Annotated in this window: 19 protein-coding genes; 8 read left to right on the top strand and 11 right to left on the bottom strand. The window is 63.1% G+C overall.

Annotated features, from left to right (window positions below; all coding sequences use genetic code 11):
- Nucleotides 1–80: 80 nt before the first annotated feature.
- From BBF93_RS04475 to sufB, 3 genes are all read right to left on the bottom strand, one after another.
- Entirely contained in the window at nt 81–794 is a 714-nt protein-coding gene (locus tag BBF93_RS04475; protein ID WP_114105100.1) for a hypothetical protein, read from the bottom strand.
- Between the two features lie 65 nt (nt 795–859).
- Nucleotides 860–1,576 carry a hypothetical protein gene (locus BBF93_RS04470; RefSeq protein WP_114105099.1) on the bottom strand — a complete coding sequence of 239 codons (717 nt, stop codon included), beginning with the start codon at nt 1,574–1,576 and terminating at the stop codon, nt 860–862.
- Between the two features lie 51 nt (nt 1,577–1,627).
- A complete protein-coding gene (sufB, locus tag BBF93_RS04465) occupies nt 1,628–3,190 on the bottom strand; it encodes a Fe-S cluster assembly protein SufB (protein ID WP_114105098.1) in 1,563 nt (520 codons plus the stop codon).
- 440 nt (nt 3,191–3,630) lie between these two features.
- Between sufB and BBF93_RS04460 the strand changes: the two genes are divergently transcribed.
- A complete protein-coding gene (locus tag BBF93_RS04460; RefSeq protein ID WP_162786401.1) occupies nt 3,631–4,335 on the top strand; it encodes a hypothetical protein in 705 nt (234 codons plus the stop codon).
- A 29-nt stretch (nt 4,336–4,364) separates the two neighbouring features.
- Nucleotides 4,365–5,009 (top strand): hypothetical protein, encoded by a 645-nt coding sequence (locus BBF93_RS04455; RefSeq protein ID WP_162786400.1) that lies wholly within the window; start codon nt 4,365–4,367, stop codon nt 5,007–5,009.
- Between the two features lie 23 nt (nt 5,010–5,032).
- On the opposite strand, the gene BBF93_RS04450 is transcribed toward BBF93_RS04455, so the two are convergent.
- Nucleotides 5,033–6,178 carry a cysteine desulfurase family protein gene (locus BBF93_RS04450; RefSeq protein WP_233349269.1) on the bottom strand — a complete coding sequence of 382 codons (1,146 nt, stop codon included), beginning with the start codon at nt 6,176–6,178 and terminating at the stop codon, nt 5,033–5,035.
- 116 nt (nt 6,179–6,294) lie between these two features.
- On the opposite strand from BBF93_RS04450, the gene BBF93_RS04445 reads away from it, so the two are divergent.
- From BBF93_RS04445 to BBF93_RS04425, 5 genes are all read left to right on the top strand, one after another.
- Nucleotides 6,295–7,014 carry an alpha/beta hydrolase gene (locus BBF93_RS04445; RefSeq protein WP_035598621.1) on the top strand — a complete coding sequence of 240 codons (720 nt, stop codon included), beginning with the start codon at nt 6,295–6,297 and terminating at the stop codon, nt 7,012–7,014.
- A 63-nt stretch (nt 7,015–7,077) separates the two neighbouring features.
- Nucleotides 7,078–7,560 (top strand): GNAT family N-acetyltransferase, encoded by a 483-nt coding sequence (locus BBF93_RS04440; RefSeq protein ID WP_114105094.1) that lies wholly within the window; start codon nt 7,078–7,080, stop codon nt 7,558–7,560.
- A 68-nt stretch (nt 7,561–7,628) separates the two neighbouring features.
- Nucleotides 7,629–9,041 carry an FAD-binding oxidoreductase gene (locus BBF93_RS04435; protein WP_114105093.1) on the top strand — a complete coding sequence of 471 codons (1,413 nt, stop codon included), beginning with the start codon at nt 7,629–7,631 and terminating at the stop codon, nt 9,039–9,041.
- A 95-nt stretch (nt 9,042–9,136) separates the two neighbouring features.
- Nucleotides 9,137–10,504, top strand: a complete 1,368-nt coding sequence (locus tag BBF93_RS04430; RefSeq protein WP_051612544.1) for an endonuclease/exonuclease/phosphatase family protein — start codon at nt 9,137–9,139, stop codon at nt 10,502–10,504.
- A gap of 65 nt (nt 10,505–10,569) precedes the next feature.
- The gene (locus BBF93_RS04425; protein ID WP_035598630.1) at nt 10,570–10,905 is read left to right on the top strand and encodes a hypothetical protein; all 336 of its coding nucleotides are present in this window, start codon (nt 10,570–10,572) and stop codon (nt 10,903–10,905) included.
- Here the strand turns inward: BBF93_RS04425 and BBF93_RS04420 are convergent.
- The 3 genes from BBF93_RS04420 to mutL are packed head-to-tail and all read right to left on the bottom strand — an operon-like array spanning nt 10,888 to nt 14,183.
- Nucleotides 10,888–11,592 carry a hypothetical protein gene (locus BBF93_RS04420; RefSeq protein ID WP_114105092.1) on the bottom strand — a complete coding sequence of 235 codons (705 nt, stop codon included), beginning with the start codon at nt 11,590–11,592 and terminating at the stop codon, nt 10,888–10,890. The two genes, BBF93_RS04425 and BBF93_RS04420, sit on opposite strands and share 18 nt — an antisense overlap.
- Nucleotides 11,593–11,602: 10 nt before the next feature.
- Nucleotides 11,603–12,271 carry an HAD family phosphatase gene (locus BBF93_RS04415; RefSeq protein WP_114105091.1) on the bottom strand — a complete coding sequence of 223 codons (669 nt, stop codon included), beginning with the start codon at nt 12,269–12,271 and terminating at the stop codon, nt 11,603–11,605.
- Between the two features lie 7 nt (nt 12,272–12,278).
- Nucleotides 12,279–14,183, bottom strand: coding sequence for a DNA mismatch repair endonuclease MutL (gene mutL / locus BBF93_RS04410; RefSeq protein WP_114105090.1), 1,905 nt, complete (start codon nt 14,181–14,183; stop codon nt 12,279–12,281).
- 207 nt (nt 14,184–14,390) lie between these two features.
- Between mutL and BBF93_RS04405 the strand changes: the two genes are divergently transcribed.
- Nucleotides 14,391–14,933, top strand: coding sequence for a cytochrome c family protein (locus BBF93_RS04405; protein WP_035598640.1), 543 nt, complete (start codon nt 14,391–14,393; stop codon nt 14,931–14,933).
- 10 nt (nt 14,934–14,943) lie between these two features.
- Here the strand turns inward: BBF93_RS04405 and BBF93_RS04400 are convergent, their stop codons facing one another.
- The 4 genes from BBF93_RS04400 to BBF93_RS04385 form a co-directional block, all read right to left on the bottom strand.
- Nucleotides 14,944–15,648 carry a hypothetical protein gene (locus tag BBF93_RS04400; protein WP_035598644.1) on the bottom strand — a complete coding sequence of 235 codons (705 nt, stop codon included), beginning with the start codon at nt 15,646–15,648 and terminating at the stop codon, nt 14,944–14,946.
- An 87-nt stretch (nt 15,649–15,735) separates the two neighbouring features.
- Complete coding sequence (locus tag BBF93_RS04395; RefSeq protein ID WP_035598647.1) at nt 15,736–16,245, bottom strand: DUF1543 domain-containing protein; 510 nt, start codon at nt 16,243–16,245, stop codon at nt 15,736–15,738.
- Nucleotides 16,246–16,448: 203 nt separating this feature from the next.
- A complete protein-coding gene (locus BBF93_RS04390) occupies nt 16,449–16,943 on the bottom strand; it encodes a MarR family winged helix-turn-helix transcriptional regulator (protein WP_051612545.1) in 495 nt (164 codons plus the stop codon).
- Nucleotides 16,944–17,206: 263 nt separating this feature from the next.
- Nucleotides 17,207–18,271 (bottom strand): enoyl-CoA hydratase/isomerase family protein, encoded by a 1,065-nt coding sequence (locus BBF93_RS04385; RefSeq protein ID WP_199288435.1) that lies wholly within the window; start codon nt 18,269–18,271, stop codon nt 17,207–17,209.
- Nucleotides 18,272–18,329 lie beyond the last annotated feature (58 nt).

The following is an 18,329-nucleotide window of genomic DNA, read 5'->3' as shown; positions in this document are numbered from 1 at the left end:
ACATGGGTGATGCTCCCTCAGGTGGCCCCACCGGCCCCCGCCGGGCTGTCATCAGCAAGAATTGTGCCCGATTGAACCGTTCAGCGGGCCGCGCAAAAGCCGGCGGGCTCAAGCCCCGGCGCAAGCCGGAGGATTTCGCAGCGCCCTCCGCGCCGGGGTGGCTGGCTCCCTGCCGCGTGGACCAGGGCGAGCTCCTGAAGCGCGGCGCCGGTCACGCGGTAATAGGCGGTTTCCCAGTCTGACGCGCCGGTGCGGCTGGCTGCGGCGATCATGCCGCCGGCTGTCCAGGCGATTTCGGCGCCGGTCACCTGCCCGGCATGAAGAAAATCGCCGCTCTCCTGCTGTATCCACAGGGCATAGACCATATTTACGGCGTCCGTAGAGCGGGGAATGATGAGGTCCGCGCGCCGGTCGCCGTTCACGTCCAGCAGCTGTGGATAGACGTACAGCCCGTGGATGACTTCGGAGAAATCGGCGATAGGGCGGCCTTGGCGATCCATCACCGAAATACTCACAAAGCCCGAAGGACCGAGCATTTCCCAGTCCAGAGGGTCGGTTTTGAGGATCAGGTGAAGGCCTTTCACCCCGCTGAAGCGGCAATCGGGGAGCCGCTCGGCACGGTCACCAGTAAGGGTTTGAGCCGCCGCGCAGTCCGGCAGCAGCGACACAGCGGCCAGCCGGGCACGGCGCTCGGCTGTTTCTTCGGGCGAAATGTCTGGATTTGTGGCGCAGGCAGCCGTCAGCATCAGGGCGGCGAGGCCCAGACCAGCAGCGATTTTAACCAGGTTTTTCATGCCAGAGTCCCTGCGAGCCGGCGGTTTCCTGCCGCCAGCCCAGCAAGTTTCGTGCCTGCCCGGCTTTATTCGGTGGGCGCGTCAGCAGCCGGCTGGCAGAAAGGCGCGATATCCACCCCGTCGGCAGATCGGATGACTTCGCAGGCGGGCCGGTCTGACGCCGGCTCGCCTTCCTCCGGATCGGCGCGGGTCACCACGACGGCAATCTCCTTCAGGGCACCATTCTCGACCGAATAATAGCTCGTCTCCCATTCGAAGGCAGAAGAACGGCCAGACGCAGCGATCAGGCCGTCGCTGCCCAGCGTGATGTCAAAGCCCCCAAGCTCGCCGGCCCGGCTGAACAAGCCATCAGCGCCCTGAATCCAGAGCGCATAGCTGATGTTCACCATGCCGGAGAGTTGCGGCAACATCAGGTCCGCCGCGCCATCGCCGGTCAGGTCTTCCAGGAAAGGATAGTTGTAGAAACCGGTGGCCGCTTCTTCGATGACCTGCAGCGAGGCGCCATCAGCGCCTGTAAGCTCGGCGCGAAGCGTGCCTTCGCCATCCGTCATCTGTGTAGAGCCGACCACAACATTCCTGCCATCGCCCAGTTCCAGCCGGCAGCTGGTAAGCTGGGGCAATTGCCCGCCGCTCGTGGCCTCGGCATCCGCGCAGGTGGGAAGGCTGGCGGCCGTGACGGCGGCTTCTTCCGCAACGGGGGCGGTTTCACCCGGCGCCTCCGCTTTCGGCGTACAGGCGATCAGTGCGACAAACGGCAAAGCCGCAAGCAGTTGGAATTTCATGGGTCTCTCCTCCGGCACTGATCCTATCGCGCGCCGGGAGAAAAACGCAATCTAGCCAACGCTGCCTTCGAGGCTGACTTCCAGAAGTTTCTGCGCCTCGACAGCAAACTCCATCGGCAGTTCCTGCAGCACTTCGCGGACGAAGCCGTTGACGAGCAGCGCCACTGCCTGCTCCTCGCCGATGCCGCGCTGGCGGACATAGAAAAGCTGGTCTTCGGAAAGCTTGGTCGTCGTCGCTTCATGCTCGAGCTGCGCGTCGGCGCGGCGGTTTTCGATATAGGGCACAGTATGGGCCCCGCACCGGTCGCCGATCAGAAGGCTGTCGCACTGGGTGAAATTGCGCGCGCCTTCAGCCTTCTTGTGAATGGAAACAAGACCGCGATAGGTGTTGTCGGATTTGCCCGCCGAAATGCCCTTGGAGATAATCCGGCTTTTCGTGCGCTTGCCCAGATGGATCATCTTGGTGCCGGTATCGGCCTGCTGGCGGCCATTGGTGACGGCGATGGAATAGAACTCGCCGACAGAATCGTCGCCCCGCAGCACGCAGGACGGATATTTCCAGGTGACGGCAGAGCCGGTTTCCACCTGCGTCCAGGAGATCTTGGAGCGCGCGCCGCGGCAATCGCCGCGCTTGGTTACGAAGTTGTAGATGCCGCCCTTGCCATCCTCATCGCCCGGCCACCAGTTCTGCACCGTGGAATATTTGATTTCGGCGTCATCGAGCGCCACGAGTTCAACCACGGCGGCGTGAAGCTGGTTCTCGTCCCGCATCGGCGCGGTGCAGCCTTCAAGATAAGAAACGTAGGCGCCCTCATCGGCGATGATCAGTGTACGCTCGAACTGGCCGGTATTCTCCGCATTCATGCGGAAATAGGTCGACAGCTCCATCGGGCAGCGTACGCCCTTGGGAATATAGACGAACGACCCGTCGGAAAAGACAGCCGAATTGAGCGTCGCATAGAAATTGTCGGAGGTCGGAACGACAGAGCCGAGATATTTCTTCACCAATTCCGGATGCTCATGCACGGCTTCGGAGATCGACATGAAGATCACGCCGGCTTTCTTCAGCTCCTCGCGGAAAGTGGTGGCCACAGACACGGAGTCGAACACCGCATCGACAGCCACCTTCGGCCGCTCGCGCGCCGTCGCGGCTGTTTCGGCCGCGCCTTCGACGCCGAGCAGCACTTCGGCCTCGCGCAGAGGGATGCCGAGCTTCTCATAGGTCTCGAGAATCTCTTTGGGAACTTCGTCCAGCGACTTGTATTTCGCGCCGGCCTTGGGCGCCGCGTAGTAATAATAGGCCTGGAAGTCGATCTTGGGATAATGGACGCGCGCCCAGGCGGGCTCTTCCATCGTCAGCCAGCGGCGATAGGCTTCCAGGCGCCATTCAAGCAGCCATTCAGGCTCGCCCTTCTTGGCGGAGATGAAGCGGACGGTATCCTCGGAGAGGCCCTTCGGGGCCATGTCCATTTCAATGTCCGTGACGAAACCGGCAGAATAATTCTCCGACTCCAGGCGCTTTGCCGCCTCGACCGTCTTTGCATCAATGCCTTCCTTCACCTTCACCTCGGTGCACTCGTCATCATGCTCTTCAATTCCGCCGCAGCATTCCATACCGGTCCATCCGTCTGCGCCTAGTGAGAGCCCTAGACATGGCTGTCATCGAGCCAGCTTCAAGGTTCGCGCGCCGTTCTTTCGGCAGCATTAGCCGGAGACATCTTGCGGCGGAACCCCGCAAAAACGCAGCCGGCAGGAAAGCCGAACGCCGCACAGAAACAAAAGCGTCAAGAAAAGACGAGCATCCAGGCAATTTATGGTTGGCATATTGACAACAAATACCTGGCCAATAAGCGTTCCGCCTGCAATCGGGGGGGTAACTCATGACTCATCGCTCTTTCGCGGCGTGCGCCGCAGTACTTTGTTTTGTATTCGCTTCTCAGGCGAACGCGCAATCCGATAAAGATCCTGTTCTGGCCCTGGATGCCGAACAGATTCAACTAAACCGTGTGGTTCTTATGTCTACGGGCATGCCTGAGCGGGCAACCGGGGAAGACATGCCCATAGACATGTCGGTAGGCAACGCGACGGCCCAGTCGATGGTCAATTCGGGTCAGGTCTCACCAGGCGCCGGCGCCGCAGGCGGCATTCTGGGCGCGCTGGTGGTGGCCGCAATCGATGCAGGCATAGACTCCAATCGGAACGGCAAGATCGAGCGGATGCTGGCCGAGCAGGGCTTCGATGCCCGCGCCATTTTTGAGGAAGCTCTAGTGAGCGCTCTTTCAGCAGGCCATATCGAAGCCAGCCACAAGCCGGTCTCGCGCGCGAAGGGGACATTCGTTCCCGTAACGGCGGACCCTGCCGCCGAACACGATGCGTCAGTGGATGTCCTGATCCGCCAGTATGGTTTCACCATCGACAACATGGTCTGGTATCCTTCCGTCTTCGCCCAGGTGAAGATCCACGACGCCAAGACGGGCAAGCTGCTGATGAACGACGCGCTGAGCTATGGCCGCCCAGGGCTGCAGGCGCCCGTCCAGATGAATCCATACCAGCCCGCAGACCCCAATGTTGGCTCCACAACAATCGTCGTGCCCTATGTTCTGGACAGCGCCTTCAAGAATGTTGACGCCTACACCCAGGATGAGCCCGAGCGCGCCATGGCCGCGCTGACCCACGCCCTGCAACGCACCGCGCAGGCAACTGCCGCCCTCATTCTCGCAGCGGCGCCCGACACAGACACGGTAGCCGAAACGCTGTGATCGCAACTTTCCAGAAGGCTTTGTTCCAGATGAAACTTTCCCACTTGCAGGCCGCCTCTGCGGCCGCCGCCCTCTGCATGGTTGCCGCCTGCGCGACGCCGCCACCACCACCGCCTCCGGCCAGCCTGTCATTTGATGGGGCGGCGGGCTGCACGCAGAACATTGAGGCGCATACAGCTCAGACGGTGACCATCAAGAAGCGCCAGCGCGCCGGCACCCTGTCAATCATCGCTGGCCCGGAAACCGCCTGTCAGGTCGTCAACGAGACCAAGCTCCCCTACGTGCTGTACAAGCTGCCCGGCTCCGTCGAGATTTCCACCATTCAGGCTGGGGGCGTATTCGAGGCCAAACGCCTGTTTGCCTCTGAAGTCGTTACCCTCGACGCGGAACTGGCGCCTGTTCGCACATTCGGCCCGGAAGCCTTCCTGCAACGCGGCGGCACATGGTCCGTGTTCTTTCCATCCCGCGCCAACGAGCGGTATGTATTGATCCGCGCAAATCCCGACCTCATCGGCAAGGCTTACCTTTTCACGGAACAGCCCGCCAACCCTGCCGAAACGCAAATTGGGACCGCAGCAGATGCTGGCCCCAAGACTGAGTATTCCTATGGAGGCTACGTATTCGCCAGGGTCTTCCTGGAAGAGCCCGCAGCCGTCGGCCCCAAGGAACAGTAAGCGCTGGGCTGTGAACGTCAGGGTCAGGCGCCCAGTTTTGAGCTTGCCCGCTGGTTTACCTGAAGCCAGGCGTCAGCGACGTTGCGGAAGTCTTCCGGTTGGCTGTTCCAGCCAAAACTGGTGCGGATGGCCGATTCCGCAAGGGCGTCATCTGCGCCCATCGCCATAAGCACAAGCGATCTTTTCACCTTGCCCGAGGAGCAGGCAGAGCCGGCGGAGACACAAACCCCTGCCAGATCAAGGGCCATCACCTGGGTTTCCGCCCGAAAGCCAGCGCGGGCGAAGCAGGATACCCCCGCAAGGCGCGGGCTGCCTTCGCCGATCACGGTGACGCCGCCTTCGGACTTCAGGCGCGCCTCCATCGCGTCACGATGGGCCCCAAGCGCGGCATAGCGCGGCAAATCCTGGACACTTTTGGACACAGCCACCCCAAAACCGGCAATTCCGGCGACATTCTCGGTGCCTGAGCGCAGGCCGCGCTCCTGGCCGCCGCCATACTGAACGGCTTTGAGCGGCGCGCCCGCCCGGTGCCACAGCGCGCCCACCCCTTGCGGCCCCCCGATCTTGTGGGCGGAGAGGGCGATGTAATCGACACCCAGCAGGGCGGCATTGACCGGCACCTTGCCGAGGCCCTGAACGGCATCACACACGGTGAGGCCGCCCGCCTCACGCATCAGGGCGGCGGCCTCCTGAACGGGCTGGAGAATGCCGGTTTCATTGTTCGCCAGCATCAGCACGATGATGGGCGTGCCTTTCAGGCTCCGGTCCCAGGCGGTGAGGCGGGCCTTGAGGTCGTCAAGGTCAACCTGGCCGCTGGGGAGGACGTAGGCGGTCTCGACTGGCACGCCGGCATGGGCGGCGGCCTTGGTGGCGGCATCATGCTCTATGGCGGAGACGATGAGGGTGGCGGCGCCATCGAGCGCGGCAACGGCGCCCTGAATGGCAAGGGCGAGAGATTCGGTGCCCCCGCTGGTAAATACGATGTCTTCAGCGCGGCTGCCGATAGCGGCGCCGACCTCGGCGCGGGCCTTCTCCACCACGGCGCGCGCCGCCCGCCCGGCCTTGTGGACGGAGGAGGGGTTTGTGGCCCCCAGATCAAGGGCAGCCAGCATGGCCGCCCGGGCCTCTGGCCGCAGGGGGGCGGTGGCGTTGTAATCGGCGTAGATCATGGTTCCTTTTATATAGTGTTTTCCGGGCAATCCCGCACCCTGCAGAAAAATTTGCATTTTGAAGGCGAGTTGGCCTATCTACCCCCCCTTCTGTGGAAATAATGCCGAGGTTTGCGATGGCCGAGATCATCATTCCTGGCCCTCAGGGCCGTATTGAAGCGCGTTACACCGAGCCGCCGTATCCGGGCGCGCCGATTGCGCTGATCCTGCACCCCCACCCGAAAGCGGGCGGCACGATGCAGGACCCGATCACGATCATGCTCTACCAGCTGTTCGAAAAGCATGGCTTCGGCGTGCTGCGCTACAACTCCCGCGGCGTGGGCCGCAGCCAGGGTGCCTATGACCAGGGCATCGGGGAACTGGAAGACGCCGCCTATGTGCTCGACTATCTGGAAAACCTGTCGGAATCGCCGCGCTTCGTCTGGTGTGCGGGCTATTCCTTCGGCGCGTGGATCACGCTGCAGCTGCTGATGCGCCGCCCGGAGATTGACGGCTTCCTCGCCATCTCGCCGCCGGCCAACCATTACGACCTCTCCTTCCTGGCGCCGTGTCCGGCCTCCGGCCTGATCGTGGCCGGCGACAAGGATTCCATTGCGTCTCCCGAAGATGTGGAACGCGCGCTGACGAAAGTCCGCGTACAGAAGGGCCAGAAGGTTGACCGCGCCAAGGTGGCCGGCGCCAACCACTTCTACCAAGACCGCCGTGACGAGCTGATCGCCGTGTGCGAGGAATACCTGCTGCGCCGCCTGTCAGAAGCCGAACAGGAACTGCGCAACGAAGCCGACGAGGATAGCGGCGCGGATGTCGTCGTTGAGGACGAAGATTTCGAGGATTGATCCTTACCGGAAAGGCCCGCCCCCAAGGCGGGCCTTTTTGTATCTGACAGAAGGTTTCAAGACATGCACCGCATTCGTTTCGCGCAGGCGGCCGATACGCCTGTGATCCTCGGCTTCATTCGCGCGCTGGCTGAATATGAAAAGCTGGAACACGAATGTGTGGCCACGGAGGAAGCCCTGCGCGCCACCCTGTTCGGGGAAAAGCCTTATGCCGAAGTCCTGCTGATCGAGGAGGAGGGGAAGCCGCATGGCTTTGCCCTGTTCTTCCACAACTACTCCACCTTCCTGGCCAAGCCCGGCATCTATCTGGAAGACCTGTTCGTAGCCCCCGCCGCGCGCGGCAAGGGCTATGGCAAGGCGCTGCTGGCAAAACTGGCGGAGATTGCCATGGCGCGCGGCTGCGGGCGTCTGGAATGGTCCGTGCTGGACTGGAACCAGCCGTCGATCGACTTCTACCTCGCGCTCGGCGCGCGGCCGATGGATGAGTGGACGGTTTACCGGGTGGATGGCGACGCACTGGGCGCGCTGGCGGCGCAGGCAGGATAAGCGGACATCCACCAGCCGATACGGAACCCGCCGAGATGACAGGGGCGCGAGACGCGCTAGAATGAACCATGACCCAGACCTTGCCACCGATATTTCTCGCCGCCGTCAAAGACCTGCTCGGCCCCAGGGGCTGGACGCAGGAGCCGGAAAAGCTCGATGCCGCCGCAACGCCCTGGCGGGGCACCTATAAGGGCGAAACGCCGCTGATCGCGCGGCCCGCCTCGACCGCAGAGGCCGCCGCGCTGGTGAAACTCTGCGCGCAGCATGGCGTCGCGATGACGCCCCAGGGAGGCAATACCGGCCTGATCGATGGCGGCACGCCGCATGGCGAAGTCTGCGTGTCGATGACGCGGATGACCGCCCTGCGCGAGACCGACCCGTTCAACAATTCCCTGACCATAGAGGCAGGCGCGACGCTCGTTTCCGCGCAGGCAGCGGCCGATGCGGCGGGCCGGCTGTTCCCGCTCTCGCTCGGTTCGGAAGGCACCGCGACGATTGGCGGCCTCATCTCCACCAATGCCGGGGGCGTGGCCGTGCTGCGCTATGGCATGATGCGCGACCTGATCCTGGGGCTGGAAGTGGTGCTGCCTTCCGGCGAGGTGTGGGACGGGCTTTCCGGCCTGCGCAAGAACAATACCGGCTATGATCTCAAACATCTTTTCGCAGGCGCCGAGGGCACGCTGGGGCTGATCACGGCAGCGACGCTGAAGCTGTTCCCGCAGGTGCAGCGGGCAAGCGCCTGGGTGATCTGTGCGTCTGCGGAAGATGTGGTGAAGCTGCTGGCCCTGGTGCGCGGGCGGGTGGGGGATTCGGTAACAAGTTTCGAGATCATCCCCGGCAATGCGGTGGATATGGTGGTCGCCGATATCCCCACCGCGCGGGATCCCATGCCCTCGAACGCGCCCTGGCGGGTGCTGATGGATATTTCGCAGACCGATGGGGCCTATGCCCGCAGCCTGCTGGAAAGCGCGCTGGAAGCGGCGATGGAGGAAGGCCTGATCCAGGACGCCGTGATTGCGGAAAGCGAAACCCAGGCGAAAAGCTTCTGGCATATCCGCGAGACAATTCCGCTGTCCAAGCGCGCCTACGGGGCGGCGCTGAACCAGGATATCTCCGTGCCGGTGAGCCGCATTCCGGTATTCATCGAAGCGTGCAACGCGGCTGTGCGCGATGTTCTGCCTACGGCAGATTTCGTTATCTTCGGGCATGTGGGTGACGGAAATCTGCACTATTCGGTGGTTGAAGCCCTGGATGCGGCAAGCCCGCAGCTGAAAGCGAAGGAAGCGGCCATCACGCGGGTGATCTATGATACGGTGATGGCCCATGGCGGCTCCATCTCTGCCGAGCATGGCGTGGGGCGCCTGAAACGGGACGAGTTGGCCCGCCTGCGCCCGCCCGCGGCCACAGACGCCATGCGCGCGATCAAACGGGCGCTGGATCCACAAGGCATCATGAACCCTGGCCGGGTTGTGACTGTCTGACACCCTGCCCCGCCCGGCGAATCGGCGGCATATTAACCCTTCGTTAACCACGGCCTCCGCAAAGCAGGCCAGCCGCAGAACGCGATGGGGACATTATGGTCTGGTATACCGACCTTCGGAATCGCAAGCTTTTCTCGGAGGCCGAGAGCGACTGGACCTCGCGCCGCCTGCTGGAGCTGCGTGCGCAACTCGCCTCGCCGCCTCCACGCGGCGTACCCCGGCGAACGAAGGATGCCAGCCTCATTATCGGCACCTGGAACATCCGCGATTTCGACAACAACAAGTTCCGCCACGGCCCCCGCCGCCGCGAGAGCCTGCATTATATTGCCGAAGTGCTCTCCTCGTTTGATGTGTGTGCCCTTCAGGAAGTGAACGAGGATCTGGGGCCGTTGAAGGATGTGATCCGACTGATGGGGCCCGGCTGGGACTTCATCGCGACGGATGTGACGACCGGCGCCAGCGGCAATCGTGAACGCATGTGCTTTGTGTTTGATGCCCGCAAGGTCCGCTTCCGGAATATCGTGGGCGAAATCGTGCTGCCCAAACACGCCCTCTTGCCCGGCGAGCAACAGTTTGCGCGCACGCCGTTCATGGTGAGCTTTCAGGCGGGATGGTTCAAGTTTTCACTGTGCACGGTGCATATCTATTTCGGGGAGGCATCGAAGGGGAGCGATGGCTATGCCCGGCGCGTGTCGGAGATCGACTATATCGCCCGCGAGATGGCCAGCCGCGCCGACCGGGAGAACGAGAACTACATTCTTCTGGGCGATTTCAACATCAAGAACCCGGTTGATGAAACAATGGGCGCCCTGACCAAGGCGGGCTTCCAGTTGCCGCCGGAACAGTATCCGTCAAACCTTCTGGGAACCCATTATTATGACCAGATCGCGTTCCGCACCCAGAAGGATGAGTTGACCTTCCTGTCGTCCGGGGTGTTCGACTGGAGTCAGACCGTGTTCCGGCCGGATCATTACGAGCATTATGCGCCAATCCTGCCCACGCGCCACCGCGACCTCAAGCCCGATGGCAGCCCGCGCGACGCCGGCAAGGACAAGGACTATTACGCCAAACGCTGGCTGACCTGGCAGATGTCCGATCACCTGCCGCTCTGGGTGGAGCTGGCGATCGACTTCTCCGACGCGCACCTGCTGAATAATCTGCAGGCGGAGTTCGAGGGTGGGGACGTGCCCGCGCAGGTGGAGTTTACAGAGGATGAGGCACCCCTGGAGAGCCCGCCCAAACCCGCCGAACCTGTCCGCCCCCTGAAGAAGAAACGCAAACCGCCGAAAGTGGCCCAGCCCGAGAAGCAGGGCACGCTCGCTCCGGCGCCTAAGATGACGTTCGCGGAAGGGTGGCGCATCTTCTGGTGGGTCGCGAGCGGCGGGGCCGACCGGGCCCGCAAGGCGAAGGAAGCGGAGAAGAAAGCCGCCAAACCGCGCAAGGCGAAAAAGAAATCCGGCTGAGACCGGCTTGCGCGCTGCAAGAGCAGAGATAAGGGTGGGGCGGGTTTTCCGGGAAGACGCCTACCATGAAATTTGCCGCCACCTCTGCATTGCTGGCTTTTGCCGTGAGTTTTTCAGCCTGCGCGATGCCACCGGATCCCCCAATGGTGGGCGGGCCGTGCAGCTATGAGACCAAGGTGATCGGCGCGACCGTTACCGGCGTTGGCGACCCCGAGATTGACCTTGTCGATGAAGACGGCGTGACCTTTTACCAGCGGGCCGAAGCGTTCCGGGAGCCTGTTGAAGTTGGGCAATACTATCTTTTCGAAAAGCGCTACATCGTTGAGGGAACCTGCACGCCCTATAACTTCCTGCTGATCGGACCGCCGCCGAAGGCTGCCGTGCTAGAGAGCGGCGAGTAAGGTTTCCGCGGCCGCCCAGAGCGGCTCGGTCGCCTTGATCATCACGGGATGATGGACTGATCTTTCTGTACCGGACACGGACGTTCCCGTGACAGCAAAGGCGATTTCAGCCTCCAGATCGGGCGCGTGGAAGGCGGCGGAATATGATCCATAAGCTTCGCCCTGATGGCCGATGAGCTTTACGCCCGGGATCGGCGAGGTGTCTGCCTGATAGGTCTGGACGCCCGGAAGGTCTGAGGTTCGCCCCGCTGCCCGGGCGAGGCTGGCAAGGCCCAGAAAGCTGGCGCCGGCGCATTCCCCAGCCTCTGTCTGTACCTGCCACAAGCCCTCATCTTCGCGGGTATAGAGCGTGGCGGCAGGTCCGCGCGGCGCGAAGCGGGGATCATGGGGCGCGGCGGCAAGCGGCGAGAGCGCAGCGGCACAGAAAGCGGTTTCCGGCGTGAAGGGCGCGCGGTCTGCTTCCCCGGCGGCGCCCTGGGCGAGGCCTTCTGTATGGGCGAAAACAACCTCGTCGCGATAGCGCACGACCAGACCCGCGGCGGGCACCATGGCCGAATAGACCAGATCCTCGATGCGGCGGCGCGCGGAGGCCGCGGGGATGCGCAATGCGTCCGCGCCGGAGCGGTGGGCGCAGGCCGAGAGAGCAAGGCCGGAAAGGCCAGTGAGGACGGCGCGGCGCGTGAACATGGGCACCAGGCTAGCGCGCGCTCAGGGCGCTGGCAATTTCGCGGTGGGAGCTGAAAACGCCGTGCGCGCCCGCCGCTTCAAGGCGCTGGGCAAGCCCTGCGTCGGCATGGCCCCCGCCGGTAAAACCCCAGGCGGTCATGCCCGCGGCGCGGGCAGCCCTGATGCCGTTGATGCTGTCTTCGATGACGAGACAGGCTTCGGGCGCGGCGTTCAGCTTGTCCGCCGTAAGCAGGAAGAGATCCGGCGCAGGCTTGCCATTGGTGACGAGATCGGAGGAATAGATATGCGGCACGAAAAGGTCATGCAGTCCAGCGATCTGCAGCTTACGGACGAGCTTGTCAGCTTCCGATGAGGACGCAACCGCAAGGGCCCCGCCGAAAGCTTCGGTCACGCTGGCGACGCCTTCGATGGCCGTCAGCTCCGTCTCGTACCGCTTCCAGTTATTGGCCTGCAGCGCCGGGCCAAAGCCTTCAGGCAGCGCAAGGCCGAGCGCGGCAGCGTCCGCCGAAAGCGCCGTGTAAAAATCCCGGTTGTGCAAGCCAACAAAGCGGGAAACGAAGGTCTGGAGATCGTAGTCCAGGCCCCAGCCCGCAAGCATCTCGCGTTCGGCGGCAATGGCAATCGCCTCGGAATCCACCAATACCCCATCACAGTCAAAGATCAGGACACTGAAATTCATCGCGGGGTTACCCTCTGCGGCCAAAGAGGCGTTCAATGTCGGCCAGCTTCAGCTCGACATAGGTGGGGCGGCCATGATTGCATTGGCCCGAATGGGGCGTGGCTTCCATCTGGCGAAGGAGCGCGTTCATCTCGTCCCCATTCAGACGGCGCCCGGCGCGGATGGAGGAGCGGCAGGCCATGTTGCCCATCACTTCCTCGAAACGCTCCGACAGGGTGAGCCCGGCTTCATATTCGGCAAAATCATCGGCAAGGTCGCGGATCAGCCCGGCAGCATCCATTTCCCCGAAGAGGGCGGGGGTAGCGCGCACGGCGATGGCGCCCGGGCCGAAGGGCTCGATTTCGAGGCCGAGAGCCGCGAGCTCCTCGGCGCGGGCGCACACGCGGTGGGCCTCGTCTTCGGAAAGCTCGACAATATCCGGGATCAGCAGCGCCTGGCGGCGCACGCCGCCTTCGGCCATCTGGCGCTTCATCGCCTCATAGACGAGGCGTTCATGGGCGGCGTGCTGATCAACAATGACGATACCGTCCGCCGTCTGAGCAATAACATAGGTCTCATGAACCTGCGCGCGGGCCGCGCCGAGAGGATATTCGGCAAGCGTGCCGGGGGCGGGCATGGAGCCGGTCTCAACCCTGGCCATGGGCGCAGCTTCCAGCGCGCCCGGCTCCGGCACATAGCCGCGCGGGGTGTACTCTTCTTCCGCCGCGTCTTCCTCCACATGGCGCGGGGCGTAAGCCTGCGGCGGCATGGCGGGGCGCTGCACATAGCCGCCGCTCTGGGGCGCCTGCCACAGGAAGCCCGCTTGCGGCGCAGGCTCGGCGCGCACCTTGCCGAGAGTGTATCCCGCCACCGTCGTGGAGGCGCGGTGACCGGCGGCGGCAAGAGCATGGCGCAGGGCCGAAACCATCAGGCCGCGCACACCGCCCGCATCGCGGAAGCGCACCTCGGTCTTCGCCGGGTGGACGTTCACGTCCACGCCTTCCGGGTCAAGGTCCACAAACAGGGCGACCATCGGATGGCGGTCCCGCGCCAGGAAATCCTGATAGGCCGCGCGGACAACGCCCGTCAGCATACGGTCTTTCACGGGGCGGCCATTGACGAACAGGAATTGCAGCTGGGCATTGCCGCGATTGAGCGTGGGCAGGCCGGCAAAGCCTGACAGGCGCACGCCCTCGCGCGTGGCGTCCACGGCAACGGCATTCTCCGAAAACTCCCGCCCCATGATGGCGCCGAGACGTTTCAGGCGGCCTGCATCGCCGGGGCCTTCGGCGGCGTAGCGGAAGAGGCTGCGGCCATTGCTTTCCAGGCTGAAGGCAACTTCCGGATTGGCCATGGCGAGGCGTTTGACCACGTCGGTGACAGCCATCGCTTCGGCGCGTTCGCCGCGCATGAATTTGAGGCGGGCGGGCGTGGCGTGGAAGAGGTCGTTGACGTCAATGCGCGTGCCGGTGGCGCTGCGGCCCGTATAAGCCGCCGGGCGCGGGCCATCGAGACGCCCGGCCTCGGAGAAGATTTCGGCAGCCTCTTCCCCGGTCGCGCGCGAGACAATGCGCATACGGCTGACCGAGGCGATGGAGGGCAGCGCCTCACCGCGGAAACCCATGGTGTAGATGTTGAGAAGATCAACGCGCCCGTCGGTATCCGGCACAAGTTTCGAGGTGGCGTGACGCTCCAGCGCGATCAGCAGGTCTTCGGCAGAAAGGCCGCAGCCATCATCCTCAATGGTGATGCGCTTCAGGCCGCCTTCCTCGATGGCGATGGCAACATTGCGCGCGCCAGCATCGAGGGCGTTTTCCACAAGCTCCTTCACGGCCGCGGCCGGGCGCTCCACCACCTCGCCGGCGGCGATGCGGTTGACCACATCCGCAGGCAGCTTGCGGATCGTAGGGCGGGGAGGAGCAGAATCAGCCATGGGCCGAGGAGAGTAGCCGATCGGGGGCGGGCTGTCCTGCGCTTCGCTGCGCCCCGTCCCGCCCGCCCGGGGACTGGCTGCCAGCGCCTTGTTTCGGCAGGCTTTGAGAATTTTCGCCGCTGCGGCAGGCTGTCTGTTGAGTTTGGGCGGCTGCGGCGCGAAGATGCTCCCGGATGTATCCAGGCCGTTACAAGGTATTGAAAACCCATGCGCTTTTCTGCTGCTGCCCCGCTCGCCCTGATTGCTGCGCTCGCCCTTGCGGCGTGTGGCGGTTCTGACCCCGCGCCTGCCCAGCCGGCAGAACCGGCGGCAACCGCCCCGGCCGCTGCGCCGGTTGCGGCCCCAGCCACTCCCGCCGCCGCCCCTGGCGAGCCTAGCCCCGAATTTGCAAACCTGCCGGCTCCTTACAACACGGCCAACTATGCCGTGGGCGCGCGCACCTGGAAGCTCTGCCAATCCTGCCACCTCACCGCAGAAGGGGCGGGGCACCTTGTTGGCCCGAACCTTCACGGTGTGTTCAGCCGCAAGGTCGCCAGCGCCGAAGGCTTTGCCTATTCCCCCGCGCTGCAGGCAGAAGACTTCACGTGGACGCCCGAGCAGCTCGATCACTGGCTGGAAAACCCGCGCACCTTTGTTCCCGGCAACCGGATGAGCTTTTCCGGCGTGCGCCGCGAAGCCGACCGTCTGGGCGTGATTGCCTATCTGATGGTCGAAACGGGCTATCAGGGCGAAGCTGCCCCGGCGGAATAAGTCCGGCGCGTTAGCGCCGCATGACGACAGCGATGAGGACGGCGTTTTCGTTGAAGGCGCCGCCAATCTCTTCGCGGTAGCCAAGGGAGACATCGGCTGGCCCGAAATGTACGCCCAGCTGGGTTTCGGTCTTCACGGAGCGGCCGCTGATCTCGCCTTCCTCGAACCAGACCTGCTGGCCGATAAAGATGTGCCGCGACAGATCCTGGCCATAGCCGGCCTCAATGCGGTTGCGATTGCAGCCGCCATCCTGGGCCAGATGGGCCGCATCCACAAAGGCGTATAGCGGACGGCCGCGATAGTTGCCTGACCACCCTGCGCCTACACGCCCCTCGAAGCCTGTGCCTTCACAGAAGACGAGGCCTTGCGCGCCGCTTCCGCTCAGGGTGCTGCCGTGAAAAGCACCGAACTCGGCCCCGGCGGTCCATCCCTTGTAACTGCCAAGGGTGCGCCGCGCGGTGAGGCGCCAGGTGTCGCGGTCAAAGGCGCGGAAGTCGGGATAGGTGACGGCTTCGTTCTTCAGGGTGACGGTGATTTTGTCTGTGACGCCGTATTCGCCGTAAAGATCGAGGCGCCAGCCGTCGGCGCCGTTCAGCGTGTCGTGAGCGCCCAATACGCGGGCATACCAGCCGCCATCTTCGCGTACCCAGGGGGCCGCATCGGCTGTGCCGGCCGCGCTGGCGCCGGCGAGTATGATGGAAGCGATCCCCCGCATGGCCACCACCCTAAGGAGAAAATTCCACAGGGTTAAGCCTTGATTTAACAGAGGATCAGAAAATTATTCCATCCCCCCCCGGCCCGATCAGAGCTTGATATAGTCCGACACGATGCGGCCGGGCGTCTCCCCGGTAGCGGGATGGTCAAGGCGCAGGTGCCAGCCTTCGCTGTCCAGCAGGTCGCTCACATCGATCACCTCATCGATGCAGACGAAATTGTCCTTGTGGCGGCCGGTCCATTCCGGGGAGAGCGCGCGGGCGCGGCTCCAGACTTCAGCTTTGTCCGTGCCAGCCAGGAAGAGATAGTTGTGCTGCTCGCCGAAGAGGCCGGGCGTGTAGCCGCCGAGATTGACAAACCAGAGACGGCGGGCAGGCGGAGCACCCGCCTTGCCCGGCGCAAGAACGACCTGCCAGCCATCCACTTCGGTCAGTTCCGCATAGCCATCAATATGCAGGGACCCGGGCGTCCCCCACCAGGCGGCCCGCAGCGCCGGGAGGGTGTCCTCAAGCGTTTCGCCCACCACAAAGCGCAAGTCGTGGACCTCGATACTGGCACGGGGATGATCCCCCCCGACAAAGACGGCAAAGAGTTTCATGAGGGTCGCCTCTAATCCTGACGCCAGATTAGAGACTGGGGCCTTTGGAGCAAGCCCCCCTATCGCTCCCCTTCTCGCCCCCTGCCGCGCGCGGCGCCGGGCAAATCCGCCGGGTACAGTTGATCCGTCTACATACAAGTAAACCCCGGAGCGCCTTGTCCGCGCTCCGGGGTTTTCCCGTCTTCTTCCCCCCCCGAAAGAACCTAGAGACGATAACGGATCTGGTCAGACCAGAAGCGCTCGAGACGCGAAATGGTTTTGTTGAGCTGCGAGAGGTCGTCAGCACGGACGCTGGCGGTCGGCTCAAGCGCAGTTGCCTGCTTCTCGAACAGCTTTTCCACACGTGCACGGACTTTCTTGCCGCGGTCGGTCAGGCGCAGGGTAACCGTACGCTTGTCATCTTCCGAACGCGTCTGGACGAGATAGCCGCCCTCCTGAAGCTTCTTCACGTTGTAGGAAAGGCTGGTGCCGGCAAAGGCGCCGCGAGCGCGAAGTACCGAAGCCGGGGCTTCGCCTTCACCAATCTCGTAAAGGAGCAGAGCCTGAACGCCGGTCAGCGAACGTTCGCCGGCGCGTTCCAGATCATCCTTCACCACATCGTGCAGACGGCGATGCGCCTGCTCAAGAAGGGACAGCGACTTCAGGAAAGATTCGCCGATTGTGCCTGTTGCAGTGTCCTGCATGTCGATCATCATCATATTCACCACCACTCAACTTTTACTCAACTTTTGTTGTAGTTTGAGTAGATTTACAGGATCAGGCCTAATAAATTGATAAGCACAATGCGGTTTCAAATGATGTTGGTAAACAAATCAGAGCATTCATTAACCGTTACTGGCCCGTAACGTGTTTTTGCGCCGGATTCCGTTTCATTCTGAAACAAGGGATATAAAAAGACCGCCTCGAAAGTATCGGGGCGGTCTTTATCTTGAATAAGACTGAATATCTGGAGACGCTGCTTCTAGTCTTCGAAATTCAACTCATTCTCACCCAGCTGCTCAAAGTATCGCGCCACCTCTGCCTCGCTGACATCTTCCAGGCGCGCTGGCGACCAGACAGGCGCGTTGTCCTTATCGATGATTACGGCCCGCACACCTTCCTGGAAGTCATGGCTCTGAACCTTGCGCCAGCCAATGCGGAACTCCATGCGCATATTGTCTTCAAAGGTTTCGCAGCGCCCGCCTTCACGCAACTGGCGCAGGGCAACCTTCACCGTTTCGGGAGATTTGGCGCGGATCGTGGCCGCCTCGCCCTCTGCCCAGTCACCGGGATCACCTTCCAGCGCAGCCACAATGGCCTCGGCGCTCTGGCCGGTGAAACAGCGATGGATGGTTTCGCGATGCGCGCCATAGGACGGCGCCGGGATGGGATGAGTCAGACCACGGAGTATCTCGTTCAGCATGGCGCTGGCATCCATCGAGAAGTCCGCCGCTTCAAGCTGCCTGCCGAGGGCCGGCACAAGCTCGGACGGGAGATAATGGGTGGCCACGCCAGCCGCAGCCACATCGGCGCCTTTCAGGCGCGCGCCGGTCAGCGCAAGCCAGGTGCCCAGCTCGCCCTCCAGCCGCGGCAGGAACCAGCCGCCGCCCACATCAGGAAAGAGCCCAATGCCGGTTTCCGGCATGGCAAACAGTGTGCGCTCGGTGGCAATGCGGTGAGAGCCATGCACGGAAAGCCCCACGCCGCCGCCCATCGTAACGCCATCCAGAATGGAGATGACCGGCTTGGGAAAGGCTTTCAGCGCGGCATTCATGCGATATTCGGTGCGGAAGAAATCCCGCGCTTCGGCCGCGTCGTCCGCGCCGCTTGTCGCAAGCATCCGGATGTCCCCGCCAGAACAGAACCCCCGCGTGCCTTCCTGATGATCGATCCATATGATATGAATGGAGGGGTCATCTCTCCAGGCAACCAGCGCCTTGAGGATGGCCGCGCACATCGGCGTGTTGAGCGCATGAAGCGCGGCCGGGCGCGTCAGCGTGATACGGCCGATGCCACCTGCGGCTCTGATGTTTACGTCTGCGCTCAATTTGCTTCTCCCCAATCATGAAGTCCGGATGACCGGAATCTGTTCAATTAAATCAATG

It is taken from the genome of Hyphomonas sp. CACIAM 19H1 (assembly GCF_003325995.1).
In the GTDB taxonomy this organism is placed as follows: Bacteria; Pseudomonadota; Alphaproteobacteria; order Caulobacterales; family Hyphomonadaceae; genus Hyphomonas; species Hyphomonas polymorpha.
Note: the sequence above shows the minus strand (reverse complement) of the source record. Positions and strands in the feature narration are given on the sequence as shown.

Excerpts from the sequence above, each read along its gene's own strand:
- BBF93_RS04420 (WP_114105092.1), bottom strand. The coding sequence starts at position 11,592 with ATGTTCACGCGCCGCGCCGTCCTCACTGGCCTTTCCGGCCTTGCTCTC.
- BBF93_RS04425 (WP_035598630.1), top strand. The coding sequence starts at position 10,570 with ATGAAATTTGCCGCCACCTCTGCATTGCTGGCTTTTGCCGTGAGTTTT.
- BBF93_RS04400 (WP_035598644.1), bottom strand. The coding sequence starts at position 15,648 with ATGCGGGGGATCGCTTCCATCATACTCGCCGGCGCCAGCGCGGCCGGC.
- BBF93_RS04460 (WP_162786401.1), top strand. The coding sequence starts at position 3,631 with ATGCCCATAGACATGTCGGTAGGCAACGCGACGGCCCAGTCGATGGTC.
- BBF93_RS04440 (WP_114105094.1), top strand. The coding sequence starts at position 7,078 with ATGCACCGCATTCGTTTCGCGCAGGCGGCCGATACGCCTGTGATCCTC.
- BBF93_RS04415 (WP_114105091.1), bottom strand. The coding sequence starts at position 12,271 with ATGAATTTCAGTGTCCTGATCTTTGACTGTGATGGGGTATTGGTGGAT.
- BBF93_RS04470 (WP_114105099.1), bottom strand. The coding sequence starts at position 1,576 with ATGAAATTCCAACTGCTTGCGGCTTTGCCGTTTGTCGCACTGATCGCC.
- BBF93_RS04395 (WP_035598647.1), bottom strand. The coding sequence starts at position 16,245 with ATGAAACTCTTTGCCGTCTTTGTCGGGGGGGATCATCCCCGTGCCAGT.
- BBF93_RS04450 (WP_233349269.1), bottom strand. The coding sequence starts at position 6,178 with ATGATCTACGCCGATTACAACGCCACCGCCCCCCTGCGGCCAGAGGCC.
- BBF93_RS04475 (WP_114105100.1), bottom strand. The coding sequence starts at position 794 with ATGAAAAACCTGGTTAAAATCGCTGCTGGTCTGGGCCTCGCCGCCCTG.
- BBF93_RS04390 (WP_051612545.1), bottom strand. The coding sequence starts at position 16,943 with ATGATGATGATCGACATGCAGGACACTGCAACAGGCACAATCGGCGAA.
- sufB (WP_114105098.1), bottom strand. The coding sequence starts at position 3,190 with ATGGAATGCTGCGGCGGAATTGAAGAGCATGATGACGAGTGCACCGAG.
- BBF93_RS04435 (WP_114105093.1), top strand. The coding sequence starts at position 7,629 with ATGACCCAGACCTTGCCACCGATATTTCTCGCCGCCGTCAAAGACCTG.
- BBF93_RS04445 (WP_035598621.1), top strand. The coding sequence starts at position 6,295 with ATGGCCGAGATCATCATTCCTGGCCCTCAGGGCCGTATTGAAGCGCGT.
- BBF93_RS04430 (WP_051612544.1), top strand. The coding sequence starts at position 9,137 with ATGGTCTGGTATACCGACCTTCGGAATCGCAAGCTTTTCTCGGAGGCC.
- BBF93_RS04455 (WP_162786400.1), top strand. The coding sequence starts at position 4,365 with ATGAAACTTTCCCACTTGCAGGCCGCCTCTGCGGCCGCCGCCCTCTGC.
- BBF93_RS04405 (WP_035598640.1), top strand. The coding sequence starts at position 14,391 with ATGCGCTTTTCTGCTGCTGCCCCGCTCGCCCTGATTGCTGCGCTCGCC.
- mutL (WP_114105090.1), bottom strand. The coding sequence starts at position 14,183 with ATGGCTGATTCTGCTCCTCCCCGCCCTACGATCCGCAAGCTGCCTGCG.